At 44.1% G+C, this 12986-nt stretch carries 13 protein-coding genes and 1 pseudogene; 9 read left to right on the forward strand and 5 right to left on the reverse strand.

Features of this window, described 5'->3' with window-relative positions; translation table 11 throughout:
* The first annotated feature begins 65 nt into the window (after positions 1–65).
* Positions 66–665 carry a TetR/AcrR family transcriptional regulator gene (locus tag IL_RS08195; RefSeq protein ID WP_011234841.1) on the forward strand — a complete coding sequence of 200 codons (600 nt, stop codon included), beginning with the start codon at positions 66–68 and terminating at the stop codon, positions 663–665.
* Here the strand turns inward: IL_RS08195 and IL_RS08200 are convergent, their stop codons facing one another.
* Positions 666–1361 (reverse strand): class I SAM-dependent methyltransferase, encoded by a 696-nt coding sequence (locus IL_RS08200; RefSeq protein WP_011234842.1) that lies wholly within the window; start codon positions 1359–1361, stop codon positions 666–668. It abuts the gene before it with no gap.
* 117 nt (positions 1362–1478) lie between these two features.
* Between IL_RS08200 and IL_RS08205 the strand changes: the two genes are divergently transcribed.
* Complete coding sequence (locus IL_RS08205; RefSeq protein ID WP_011234843.1) at positions 1479–1895, forward strand: Rrf2 family transcriptional regulator; 417 nt, start codon at positions 1479–1481, stop codon at positions 1893–1895.
* 56 nt (positions 1896–1951) lie between these two features.
* Here the strand turns inward: IL_RS08205 and IL_RS08210 are convergent, their stop codons facing one another.
* On the reverse strand, positions 1952–2899 hold the full coding sequence (locus tag IL_RS08210; RefSeq protein ID WP_011234844.1) for an alpha/beta fold hydrolase: 948 nt from the start codon (positions 2897–2899) through the stop codon (positions 1952–1954).
* A 101-nt stretch (positions 2900–3000) separates the two neighbouring features.
* Here IL_RS08210 and IL_RS08215 point away from each other — a divergent pair, with 101 nt between their 5' ends.
* Positions 3001–3588 (forward strand): CGNR zinc finger domain-containing protein, encoded by a 588-nt coding sequence (locus IL_RS08215; RefSeq protein ID WP_011234845.1) that lies wholly within the window; start codon positions 3001–3003, stop codon positions 3586–3588.
* 125 nt (positions 3589–3713) lie between these two features.
* Here IL_RS08215 and IL_RS08220 read toward each other — a convergent pair whose 3' ends face one another.
* Positions 3714–4889 carry an MFS transporter gene (locus IL_RS08220; RefSeq protein WP_011234846.1) on the reverse strand — a complete coding sequence of 392 codons (1176 nt, stop codon included), beginning with the start codon at positions 4887–4889 and terminating at the stop codon, positions 3714–3716.
* A gap of 98 nt (positions 4890–4987) precedes the next feature.
* Here IL_RS08220 and IL_RS13790 point away from each other — a divergent pair.
* Both IL_RS13790 and IL_RS13795 read left to right on the forward strand, forming a co-directional pair.
* Positions 4988–5242 (forward strand): annotated as a pseudogene (locus IL_RS13790) (helix-turn-helix domain-containing protein); the annotation flags it as partial.
* 120 nt (positions 5243–5362) lie between these two features.
* A complete protein-coding gene (locus IL_RS13795) occupies positions 5363–5815 on the forward strand; it encodes a transcriptional regulator (protein WP_237699335.1) in 453 nt (150 codons plus the stop codon).
* Here IL_RS13795 and IL_RS08230 read toward each other — a convergent pair.
* Entirely contained in the window at positions 5755–6621 is an 867-nt protein-coding gene (locus tag IL_RS08230; protein WP_011234848.1) for an SDR family NAD(P)-dependent oxidoreductase, read from the reverse strand. The two genes, IL_RS13795 and IL_RS08230, sit on opposite strands and share 61 nt — an antisense overlap.
* 142 nt (positions 6622–6763) lie before the next feature.
* Here IL_RS08230 and IL_RS08235 point away from each other — a divergent pair, with 142 nt between their 5' ends.
* Positions 6764–7681: a LysR family transcriptional regulator gene (locus tag IL_RS08235; protein WP_011234849.1), complete on the forward strand. Its 918-nt coding sequence runs from the start codon at positions 6764–6766 to the stop codon at positions 7679–7681.
* Positions 7682–7726: 45 nt separating this feature from the next.
* Here the strand turns inward: IL_RS08235 and IL_RS08240 are convergent, their stop codons facing one another.
* A complete protein-coding gene (locus IL_RS08240) occupies positions 7727–8449 on the reverse strand; it encodes an FMN-dependent NADH-azoreductase (protein ID WP_011234850.1) in 723 nt (240 codons plus the stop codon).
* 139 nt (positions 8450–8588) lie between these two features.
* On the opposite strand from IL_RS08240, the gene IL_RS08245 reads away from it, so the two are divergent.
* From IL_RS08245 to IL_RS08255, 3 genes are all read left to right on the forward strand, one after another.
* Complete coding sequence (locus IL_RS08245) at positions 8589–9440, forward strand: LysR family transcriptional regulator (RefSeq protein ID WP_011234851.1); 852 nt, start codon at positions 8589–8591, stop codon at positions 9438–9440.
* A gap of 179 nt (positions 9441–9619) precedes the next feature.
* Positions 9620–10180: a hypothetical protein gene (locus IL_RS08250; RefSeq protein ID WP_011234852.1), complete on the forward strand. Its 561-nt coding sequence runs from the start codon at positions 9620–9622 to the stop codon at positions 10178–10180.
* A gap of 49 nt (positions 10181–10229) precedes the next feature.
* Positions 10230–12962, forward strand: coding sequence for an AAA domain-containing protein (locus tag IL_RS08255; RefSeq protein ID WP_011234853.1), 2733 nt, complete (start codon positions 10230–10232; stop codon positions 12960–12962).
* The last annotated feature ends 24 nt before the right edge of the window (positions 12963–12986 follow it).

A 12986-nucleotide genomic window follows, 5' to 3' on the forward strand; every position in this document is an offset into this window, starting at 1 on the left:
CTACAATTATACGCATCGTATGTCAATTTAATATACAGAGCGTATATGAAAGTAAGGATAAACAATTGAACCAGCGCACAAAGACAATGGCAGAAAACCGTGCAAAGATTATTTCAGCAGCAAGAAAAGCCTTTGCTGAGAAAGGCTACACGTCGGCCTCGATGGATGAATTAACTGCTGAAGTCGGTTTAACAAGAGGAGCCTTGTATCACAACTTTGGTGACAAACGCGGACTTCTCGCTGCAGTTGTAGAGCAAATTGACACAGAAATGGCACTACGTGCGAAAGAAATTGGCTCACAGGCCGAGAATGTATGGGAAGGACTGCTTGCAGAAGGTGAAGCTTATATACGCATGGCACTTGATCCTGAAGTGCAACGTATTGTATTGCTTGATGGGCCGGCGGTGCTGGGAGACCCTTCACAATGGCCTAGCCAGAGCAATTGCCTCGAAGCGACCAGACAAACCGTAAGGGAACTGGTAGCTCAAGGCGTTATGAAGCAAGTTGACACGGAGGCAGCTGCCAGACTACTTAATGGCTCTGCACTCAATGCAGCCCTATGGATTGCTGCCAGCTCTACCCCTCAGGAGGTCACCCCAAAAGCAATCGAAGCATTTCGACTATTAGCGTCAGGACTAAAGAGATTGAGTCCTGACTTCTTTTAGCTATAAACGTCGCGCAACCCAGGCTCGTACAAGGCAGGCTTGATAAGTCTGGACTGCCAGTTCAAAGCCTCCTCTATGTATGAGATGTTTTATCTCTTCAGGAGGAAGAATTGCAACATCCTTTAACCAGGCAGAATGTATCTTATCTACCGTGTCAGATGACACATTTGAGCCATGTAGCATTTTGGCCCATAAATTAATTAGAGTACTGTATTCATTTGAGCCAACCATTTCTGATAAATCTGAACTGACTAAAATGCCACCGGGCTTTAAGCTTTTGGCAATTGACTGAAAAAAGGACACGCGATCCTCTTTATCCAAAAAGAACTGAGAGACCATGAGGCAAGTAGCTCCATCGCATGGTTCTAACCCTGAAAGCGAGTCCAGATAGCCTTCATGGAACACGCACCGTGAACTGAACCCTTCCTGCTCTGCTCGTTTTCGACAAATATCGAGCATTCCACCGGAAGGCTCCACCGCAATAAATCGCCAGTTAGGAAACCTTTTAGCCAGATAAGATATTTCAGTCCCGACCCCAGACCCCACACAGAGTATCCTCGCATTGTCAGGTAACCCAGAAAAAACCCATTGAAGTTGAAAGTAGATCCCTTCGTATACGGGAGCGAGTTTCATTTGTCGCTCTTCGTAACCAGTCGCTTGCTGATCAAAAGCTTCTTTAAGTTCGTCTTGATTCACACACCCTCCAGCCAACTCTTAATATCATGTAATATTTAAAGTATCATGAAGAATAGCATCAAGTATGTAACAATAAAAGTTACAAAATAGAACATAAAATAGATTCGAGAAAATATTGTGAGAAAAGACAGTCAGTTATCCCGAGCCCTGCATATATTAATACACCTTGGGCAGAAGCCTCATCCAGTAACATCCGAAACTATTTCAAAAATGCTGAAGACGAACCCGGTTGTAGTTCGGCGAATGATGGGAAGACTTCGTGAAAATGGGTATGTAACCTCAGTAAAAGGACATAACGGCGGATGGTCACTATCCCGATCATTGAGGGAGATAACGCTACTCGACATACACAAGGCTTTGGGTGACAAGAACCTATTTACTATTGGCTTTACTGAACCTGATTCCAAATGTTTGATAGAAAAAGCGGTTAACACACAGCTTGAGCAAACAATGAAAGATGCAGAAGCAGTGTTACTTGATAAGTTTGCAAAGGTTACTCTTAACGATTTAAATATCTCGGATTCAGAAAGCTAGAGGCTACTTTCAGCCAAGTGAAAGTAGCCAACCAAGCTTGATCTACTTTTAAAAAATTATAATTTCAGATTCTTGTCCAGAAACTGTTTTATAACGGGAATAATGACAGAGTGATGTGTTTCAAGCGCGAAGTGCCCAGTATCATACAGGTGGATTTCGGCATCAGGAATATCCCGTTTCCAGGCTTTAGCACCCTCTTGTAAGAAAAACGGGTCATTTTTCCCCCAGACAGCAAGAAGTGGTGGCTGATGCTTTCTAAAGTACGCCTGATATTCTGGGTATTGCTCTACATTAGAAGCATAGTCGAGCAGCAAATCGAGTTGAATATCCGCCATGCCAGGTTTAGATATGTGAAAACCTTCAAGTGTGTATCCATCCGGAGAAACCTTACTTAAGTCAGATACCCCTTCTTCATATTGCCACTTAATGGACTCGGGTGTAGGGAAATCGCTCAAAGCCTCCCGGTTCTCCTGCGTTGGGTTATTCCAATATTTTTTTATTGGTTTCCACCCATCAGCGAGGCCCTCTTCGTATGCATTACCGTTTTGAGAAACAATAGCAGTGATTTTTTCTGGATTATCAACAGCCAGCCTCCAGCCAACAGGTGCTCCATAATCATGCACTGCTAAAGCAAATTTCGTTAACTCCTTTTGCTCAATGAACTTTTCTACGGTTTCAGTTAAATTTGCAAATGTGTAACTGTATTCATCATCACCCGATACCTCTGTAAAGCCAAAGGCTGGTAAATCTAGTGCTACTACATGGTAATCATCGGCAAGCGCGTCTATAACGTCACGCCACATAAATGACGAAGCTGCAAACCCATGAAGCATCAATACTGTGGGATCATTTTCGTTACCCGCTTCGCGATAAAAGACTCTCACGTTATCTACCTGCTCATACTTAAAGGCTACCTCACTGGGTACTTTTACAACCTCACCGCCGGAAGCTCCGGCGGTTAAACTTGCAGCTAAAACTGTTGCAGGAATGGACTTCTTATTCATAAAACCTCCGTAACCATTAAAATACCACTTTGAAGGTTACGCAATGAAGTGATAACCTGTCAAATATAATTTTAAAGGTTACTATTCCGAGGTAGTTATTTATGGAGTCAGAGCAGTTTATATTTGTGGCTAACAATTTAGCTCTGGATTTTGTAAACACTGAGGTTGGGGTCGGCGAGCAATATTCAGACAAACTTGAAAGCGCAGAAAACGTACTTGAATGGCTTCATGCCGCTAGCCTCATCAGCGCAAAGCAGCCTGAAGCTTTACCTAATTTGTTACCTCTGGCGAAAGAGCTTCGCGCTGAAATGAACCAGACAATAGCTCACGCTAAAAAAGGAATAGGTTATGAAACGAAGTGCGCCAACTCTATTCTGAAAAAGGGGTCACCCTACCCACAGATAGCCTGGCAGGAAAATGAGAAAAAGTTTGTCATTAACTACCACCACGCAACACTCACGGTCGAAGCACTTTTGCAGCCAGTAGCTCATGCGTTTCTTCATTTGCTAACTGAGTTGGATTTCAGTTTAGTTAAACAGTGCGAGGCAGATGATTGCGTACTGATGTTTCATGACCAAACCAAGTCTCACAGACGGCGGTGGTGCAGCATGGCATTGTGTGGAAATCGCATGAAAGCGGCTGCTCATAGAAAAAGAAACCGAAGCGAAAATAAAAAACGCGAGTACTAGTGACATTAGTATGGCACGAAATAAAATTCGCGCTTCAGTTTAGTTTGCTTAAAAATTAAGGTATCTAGGGGTACGGATTTCAATCCTTAGCCCTGGATACACAACAACCCTAAGTTGTTCGTTAATTAAAGTACATTTTTACGCACGCTGATGAATTGTAATAATGCCCCTATTGCCGCGATGAGCGCAGCACCAGCAGGTAACGACCATATCGGCGGATTGAATGTTAAAGCCAGACCACCTACCGCAGCTCCGATAGCACTTCCTAGATACAAAGCTGATTCATTGAGGGCAACAGCGAGATTACCATCACCTTGTGATCCCCTAACGTGGAGCAACTGATTATTCTGTGGCACCTGCAAAGCCCAGCCGACAGCTCCCCAGATCAAGATTGGAACCATTGCCAACCATACACTCCAGAATGCAATTAACGGTAACACCGCTAGAGACAGAGCAAGGGTTAACATAATAAATAGAGTCATCCGAGGCCCTTTAATACGATCAGCCATGGGCCCTACCAGAAAACTTCCAGCAACACCACCGATACCCCACACCCAAAGAAAAGGAGTAATTGATTCCACCCCGCCGTACTCCGGAGCCGACATTAGAGGAACTAAAAAGGTGTACATTCCGAGACTGGCTATAGCTGCAAGTAATGATACGGACAGAATAACGGTTACCTGACCATCGACCAACACAGAAAGTTTCCGACGCAAAGGGATAAATTCAGCTCCGGATAAAACTGGCAGGCGCCAAAAAAGTCCAGTAAGCGAAATTCCCCCCAACAGTGTTACCAACCAAAATGCGGATGACCAACCTAATTGCTCTGCGAGAATAAGCCCGATAGGAACACCCAGAACGGTTCCCGCAGCCATCCCTCCCATAATCACCGCTATAGCTTTACCCCGTCCGGCAGGCGACAATGTTGCTGCGGCTGAAATCCCTACAGCAAGGTAAACACCCGAGCCAACTCCTGCTAACGCCCTAAATATAAGCAGCCACAAAAAGTCAGTCGACAATGCACTGGCGGCGTTCGAGATTACAAACAAGCCAAGGGCCGCCAATAGCCCATTTCGCTGTCGGTTCCCGGGCAATAAAGCAACAACAACTGGCGAGCCTATCCCGTAAGCGAGAGTGAAAGCTGTTACAAGCTGTGCAGCGACACCAGTAGATACACTAAACGCCTGCTCAATCATTGGAATAAGTCCCGCTGTAACGTAGGAAGCCATACCAAGCGCAAAAGCGCCTAATGCAATTAAGTAAACAGTGGGCGACACTGAGGATGTACTTTTGAAACTCATGGTAGATTCTCCGGTGAAGAAAAATGAGCATTCTACGAGCCGGTTTAAAGTGTTACAATTTAACTATTTATACTATTACTAAAAGCAACAGGAATGTGATGAGTAAACTAGAACGCAAGCGTCACGAACTTGCTACTTTCCTAAAATCACGGAGGGAGCGCCTATCTCCAACGCAAGTCGGTCTTCCCTGTGGAGGCCGTCGACGTACACCAGGGTTGCGGCGCGAAGAAGTTGCAGCGCTCTCGGGCGTAGGGCTGACTTGGTATACATGGCTTGAACAAGGGCGCGATATTAGTGCCTCCTCCTCTTTTCTCGATAATCTGGCACGAGCACTAAAACTGGATGCCGCTGAACGCAGGCACCTATTTTTGCTAGCCCATGGCCGACTACCGCCAGAACCGGGCAAGACCTTTTGTGAAGTTCCGCCTTTGATATTGAGGCTGATGAGAGATCTCTCACCTCACGCAGCCTATGTGCTCAACCTAAGATGGGACGTACTGGCCTTCAACAAGCAGGCGGATCTGCTTTTTGGCTTCAATCGTCACCCTCCGGGGCAACGCAACCTACTCTGGATGCTGTTCACGGATACCGTTCTCCGCGAGCGACTAGTAGATTGGGACAGTCAAGCCGTTCAAATGTTATCCAGCTTCAGACGCGATTACGCTCACGCAACGCAAGAAGCAGATATTCAGGCTCTGGTTACCAATTTACAAAAGGCTTCTCCTGACTTCAGCCAATGGTGGAATCGCCACGATGTCGACGCCCCATGTCAGGGCGTCAGGGATATGAAAATAGAAAATGAAACCGTGTCATTCGAGCACACTTCGATGACTGTCGATGCTGATCGCCATTTGCGATTGGTTGTTTATGCGCGGGGCTCGGCACAAGGAATAGCAATCAACGACCAGTTCTCCGCAACCTCTTGAGCTGTTGAGGCCTTAGTCGCTCGAAGATTTCTAGGATAGTCGATATCTTTGGCCTCCATGGCTTTAGTCGCATGAAACTGGCCATTCGCGGCGCGAAGTATCCATCCACCTTCATAGCATTCCTTGGATGCTAGATACGCGACCCCTGGCGCCACATCGGCTGGGCGTAGTTCGTCAGGTTCTCCCTCTATACCCCACATACGTGTTTTGGCGACTGGAGAAACCGCATTAACGATAATGCCGTCCTTTTCACCTTCAGAAGCAAGGACATTCATCAGCCCCACTACAGCCATTTTGGCCGCTGCGTATGACGCAAGGCCATTCTGAACGTATTGCGGATAGAGAGCCCGGCAAGAGGTCGTCACAACGATCCGACCATATCCTGCGCCTTTCATTGAGGGCCACGCCGTCTGTGCGAGCCATAGAGGAGCCTTGGCCGAAATAGCCATCATATGATCAAAAGAACTTTCCTCTATCAACTCAATATTTTCATAAGCAACCCAACCCGCGTTATGGATCAAAGCATCTAGTCGTCCGCCAATTTTCAAAGCGTCCTTACAAAGTTTATGGCAGCCTTCACGCGATCCTATTTCTCCGAGGAGTGCTTGTGCATTCAACCCTTCCAATCTCAGCTTTTCTGCCGCAGCCTCTGCGACATTTGGATCAGCTCCATTGCCGTCGGAGTCGGCCCCGATATCCTGGATCAGAACCATCGCACCAAGCTGAGCGATGGTTCTGGCATAAGAGAAACCAAGCCCTTGGCCAGCTCCGGTTATTAATACTACTTGATCATTGAAATCTACCATCTCGTTCCCTTCGTTCACGAATGTGATTGAGGAAATAGAATAAAATTGATCTAACGATATAAAAAATACTATTTTTAATTACAGATAATATATTTAGAGTATTAAAAATATGATGTTCAAATGAATCTTCGTGAGGACAAGAATGGCGATAAGTACCAGAACACGGATTACTTTACGTGCAATGGAGCAATTTATTGCAGTAGCAGAAGAATTACACTTTCACCGTGCTGCAGAACGACTGAATATGTCACAGCCTCCTCTTACCAGTGCTATACGTAAGCTGGAGGATGATATTGGTGTTACATTGATTGAGCGAGGGAAACGCGTACTTGGATTAACTCCTGCGGGAAAGAACTTTATTGATGAAGCACGTGAAACTCTTAGGCAAGCAGAACAAGTCGTCACGGCCACACAAGATGCAGCTGCCGGACGAACAGGTTTAGTGCGTCTGGGTTATGTGGGAAGCTCACTTTATGGGAGATTACCTGATGTCATTCGTGATTTTCGGCAGAGTCATCCGGACGTACGTCTTGAGCTGAAAGAGGCAACTACCGCAGCGCAGGTCGCAGCACTACGCAATAACGCATTAGATGTTGGCATTTTGATTCCACCTCTTGTGAATGCTGAAGATATTGAACAGATACCATTTGACTCCGATCGCTTGTGCTTAGCTATTCCGAAAGAGCATCCCCTCAATAAACGGTCAAATTTGACACTGACTGACCTTTCAGAAGAGCCTTTCATATTATGGCCAATGGTTGAGGGGCGCGGCTTTCATTTACAGGTTATTCGACTATGTGCAAACGTTGGTTTTGTGCCGACGGTTACTCAGGAGGCTCACGGGATGCACGCGGTACTGTCGTTAGTGTCTGTTGGAGCAGGAGTATCCGTGGTCCCTCAAAGTATGAGTGGCTTTCGAGGAGACCAGATAAGCTATCATCCATTAACGGGTTCTGAACCCGAATTCGATTTGACCCTAAGTCACCGCCACTTATCGCCATCAGCAAAGGCATTCGTCCGCTCTATTGGAGTAAGAAGCGTACGTTCAGGGCAACCTTAATGCGGCTAAGGAAGCCCGGAAGATAGTGGAAGGTACTTTGGAAGATTAAGGGGTTATGCCTAAATCAGAACCAACGCTATCACTCTTCAACAATGAGTCCGTAGTTGAAAGACTAAGTTCTGATGCAAGACATTCTGCCCGGTCTTTTGCGTTGGCTACCGACACACGGTGTCTATCATCACCAAACTCTTGGTATTCAGAGACTATTTCATACATTGTATCCACGCCTAAATATTTGCTCAGTGTTCGTAGGTGTGGTGCCAGGTGACCAGAACCTTCTCTTACTCCTCCCTTTTCAAAACCAAACTCGCCGCTGGAAGTCACTGTTATCAATGTCTTACCTGAAAGTATAGGCTGCAAAGGAAAATCCCCTCGTGAAAGATCAAAATCAAAGGTTTTGTTTATCCGCACAATTTGATCAAACCAAGCTTTTAGCTGCGCCGGCATTCCGTAGTTATACATGGGTGATGAAATTACGATAACGTCGGCTGCTGACACTTCATCTATCAGTTTATCTGATAACGCCAGTCTCTCTTTCTGCTCTGGAGTCCTTTTATCATCGGGGGTAAACACCGCACCAACCCAATCCTGATTAATAAAATCCGGCGGGTTCACTCCAACATCACGATAAATATACTCATCTTGAGGCCGATGCTGTTTCCATGTCTCAATAAATCGTAGAGCGATACTCTTCGATATAGAATTGTGGTCTGGATTCGTGTTGCTTACGGCTCTCACGCTTGAATCTATATGTAATAACGTGCTCATGTTCATTACCTTAGTTGCTGAATAACAGGAGCTATTTTGTGAGTCTGAGCAGAGTAAGACAAACGAGAAAAATACATTTATAGATGAATTTAACTCATCTATACTATTTACTAAGTTGATTACTGGCCAGGGGATAACATTGCAGGTTTCGCTACAAGCACTTAAAGCCTTTGAAGCGGCAGCCCGTCGGGGAAGTTTCAAGTTGGCTGCAGAAGAGCTTTCGCTGACACCAACAGCCATCTCTCACCACATTAGCAATCTGGAAGGTCGGTTAAATGTAAACTTGTTTCACCGACAAGGAAGGCGAATAGCGTTAACCGGGGCTGGTAGAAGATTAGCTGAAGCGACCTCTGACGGATTCCGGAAAATTGAAAATTCTCTGGAAGAGCTGCTAACCGCCGGCAATACAGTTAGAGTAACAACAACATCATCATTAGCTGCTATGGTGCTTATTCCTTCGCAGAATGAATTTGAGCAAATCAACCCTGGTATTTCTGTCGAAATATCTACCGGTGAGTCGGTCGACAATCAGTCCTACATTATTCCAATTCGTTTTGGTGATTCTACAGCCATTGAGCCGTCAGATGTCATTAAATCCGAATCCTTCAATGTTTTCGGTGCTTCTGGAATGAAGCCCCCTTCCTGGTCAAATGAGCCCATTACCCTTTTTACCACTGAATGGAAAAATAAAGCGTTACCAGACTCGCCTTTAGAGGCCTGGTTAGCAATGAATGGACTGGAAGGGTCGAATATTAAACTCAAAAAATTTGACCAGGAGCTGTTCGGGATCCAGCAGGCTATGGCAGAAAATGGACTGGTATTCTGCTCTACGACGCTTACAAAACGGTTGCTAAACGCTAACCTTCTCCAGCAATTTAAAACCCAGCCGGTAGAATCTGATTTGTGCTATTACGTACCAAATAAAAGAAGCTTCGAAACCAGAAGTGCCGTTCCGTTTTTAGATTGGATTGAGGGGCTTTTAAGCCCTTAACCCATAATGCAAAGGAGCACGTAGCAATAAAAAACGACAGAAACGACACGAAAATTATTCAGAAACTTAACTGTGTGGAATTTTATATGACTCTCGGCAACTCCAATTCGCTCGCTGAGAACTCAGTTGATATACTGAAAAACTAATCCGATAAATCTAAAACGTGGACGCTACTCAAAATGAATAGCTTTGTGGTCATCGCAACATTTTTTACCGCATTAACAGCAGCCATTTCATGCGCGGTAGCCTGGCGCCAGCATGCATGGAATAAAAGAAACTACTTAGCAAGTGTGAAACCCTATTTATCAGACTTCCTTGATGAAAAAACAAACCCGCTAATATTTTCCTACACGCTTACCAATAAAGGGTTGGGCCCTGCTTTAATTCAAAGCTTCGAGATGACTTGGGATGGAAAAGCCATAACGATGAAAGAGCTTCAATCCAAACTAGAGGAAAAGCTCGGTAAAAGATTCGGCGTACAAGTTGGTGAGTTTTCTGAACACTTTGCTATAGCAGCAAATGAGAGCTTTTTAGTAATCAGTTTCTGGCAGTTAGAAGATGACAAAAATCTACAATTTTTGGTCTCGCCGGATAGCATAAAAGAAGTAAGACAAGATTTGCTCAAGTTCTGCCGCTTAAAAGTTAGCTATAAGTCTTTCCTATCAAATGAAGTACAAGTCTTTGAAACAACTTTGCTTGAAAGCCTGGCTGACGAAGTGAAGAAAAACAGTGCCGCATAAATAATGTCAGTGCCGATCCATACATTTTTCATCACAACACGGAATGTTTATGTTCTCACTAATAGTAAATGGCCAGGATAAAACCCGACAAATAGCTGATTGGAAAATATTTAAAGGTTCAGAGGGACAGTTCGTTCTTAAGTGCATCTTTCGCTCTGATAAAGCCTTCTTTCGTTCTCTAGAAGAATGTGAGATCACTCCTACTGAAGAAGTCAAAGACAAGCTTCTTATAACAAAGAATGGCTCCAAAGTAAGTACTATCGAGAGTGCGTTAATCTACGCTAATAAATATGCCATTGTTCACTACCCTGGCTCATCAGAGCCATATCTAATGAAGATGGACGCTATCGAATTTACTGATACGGCCAACATCAAAAACGGCACCGTCTTTAATTATTTTACCTCAGTAACCAATGCTCGAATGAACCTAGCTCCCTCGGGAGAAGAGCGGGATATTGCCGAGAACATAGCTAAGCAACTAGAAAAAATAGAACCTTATCCAGAAACTGCTCTATTCTCTTATTGCACAGGAAAAAGTCAACAAAGGGCCAAGCCGAACGGTCTAGTATACCCGTTCGGAATTAACTTAAGTCAGCAACAAGCTGTCCAGCAGGCTTTTTGCTCTCAAGTCAGTATTATTGAGGGGCCGCCTGGTACAGGGAAAACACAAACAATACTAAATATTCTCGCTAATATCGCTTTACGAGGGGAAAAGGCAGCCATTCTTTCCAATAACAATCCTGCAGTAGAGAACGTTTACGAAAAGTTAGAAAAAAGTAGTTTAGGTTACTTAGCTGCCAAATTAGGTAGTGTTCAGAATCGAAAAGACTTCTTCGCAAGTTTACCTATGAAGCCAAAGGAAAAACCTAACCAGGCTAAGCCACTTGAAGATATAACAAGCCAAATACAACGACTAGAGCAGCTTCTCAGCGCTCAAAATGAAGCATCTAAGCTACGAAGCCAAATCAGTGAATTAAAAATCGAGCGCAAACGTTTGTTAGGTTGGCAGGACAAAAGTATTCATAAGCCGATAATGCAACCGAACAAATATAAGCTGTCTCCACAAAAAATAACGGACTTTATCGCTTACCTTACCGATATTTCTGAAAAGCGCATTACGCTATGGAATCGGCTCGAACTATGGCTACATTTCCGTATTCTCAGAACCAAACTCTTTAATACATGGGAGAAGCGAAAAAGCGTCATTCATGCGCTTCAGCTTCTTTATTACGACTACGCCTTACAAGAGAAAACAGCAGCATTAAAAACGCAAGAAGAAATACTTGAGCAGAGTAACTTTAAGGTTTTGCTCGAAACAGTTACTAATTCCTCAATGGCGTACCTGAAAAGCTCACTATTTGATCAAGTATCATCCCATGAAGACTTTGATTCAGAAAATTACCGTCAAAATTTTCATCAATTTTTGCAGCGTTTTCCTATAATGGGTAGCAGTACTCATTCGATTATAAACTCTCTCGATCAAGGAACGATCCTAGATTTTGCCATCATCGATGAAGCTTCTCAGCAAGATATTATTCCTGGGATACTAGCTTTAGGATGCGCGAGAAACGTGATCATTGTAGGTGACCGAAAACAGCTTCCACATATTCCTAATCAGACGGGAATACTACCGCCAAGTGACATGTATGACTGTGAAAAACACAGCTTGCTTGAATCTTTTACTCGAGTGTTCAGCGGATCCATTCCAATAACTTTGCTTAAAGAGCATTATCGGTGTCACCCTAAGATCATTCAGTTCTGTAACCAACAGTTCTATAATAATGAACTCATTCCAATGAGGGACGACACCGCTAAAAATCCTCTGGAGCTTATCGTCACAGCTAAAGGCAATCACGCACGAGGTTACTCTAACAAAAGAGAGTTAGAATCACTCATTAAAGTTCAGACTGAAAATGAAGGAGCGGGATGGGACGAAAGGAATAGTAAAGGGTTCATAGCACCATACAATGCACAAGTTAACCTATCTCGCTCTCACTTACCGACAGACTTTGTTAGAAAGACAACGCATAAATTTCAAGGACGCGAGTGTGATGAGATTGTGTTTTCGACCGTCTTAGATAAAAAGCTAAGCAATCAAAGTGAACGTAAGATTACGTTCGTCGACAACCCTAACCTTGTCAACGTTGCCGTTTCTCGTGCTAAAGAGAAGTTTACTCTAGTCACTGGCGACAATGTTTTTACTGCTGGTAACAGCAGTATCGCCGCATTAGTTCGTTATATGGAGTATTACGGTGATCAATCAAGTATATATCACGCGCCTGTTATTTCTTCCTTCGATTTACTGTATGACGAGTACGATCGGTCACTAGAAAAGCTAAGAACAAAATTAAGACCTGAAGACTCACAGTACAAGTCAGAACAAATCGTTGCTCAAGAACTGCGTCAGTTGTTATCCGACGAAAAGTATAGAGAGTTTACGTTTCATGCTGAGGTTGCGCTCATCCAGTTAGTCTCTCCCAACTTAGAGGACCTGACTCAAGCCGAGCTCACATTCATGAGGAATCTATCGAGATGTGACTTCGTTTTCTATTACAGAGTTGGCAAGCAACCATTAGCTGTTATTGAGGTTGATGGTGGACACCATAACACTCCGGAGCAAAAGCGCCGAGACGCGCTTAAAAATAGTATTTTAGAGAAAGCTGGACTCCCCCTACTTCGTTTGAATACAGATGAAGCCCATGTCTCTAGAAATATAAGCTCTTTTCTTGATACTTTAAGGCAAGCCTGTGATAAGCCGAACGATCTCGAACTCACCGGCTAAGTCAGTTAATATCCATACTCTATT

The organism is Idiomarina loihiensis L2TR (assembly GCF_000008465.1).
GTDB classification, from domain to species: Bacteria; Pseudomonadota; Gammaproteobacteria; order Enterobacterales; family Alteromonadaceae; genus Idiomarina; species Idiomarina loihiensis.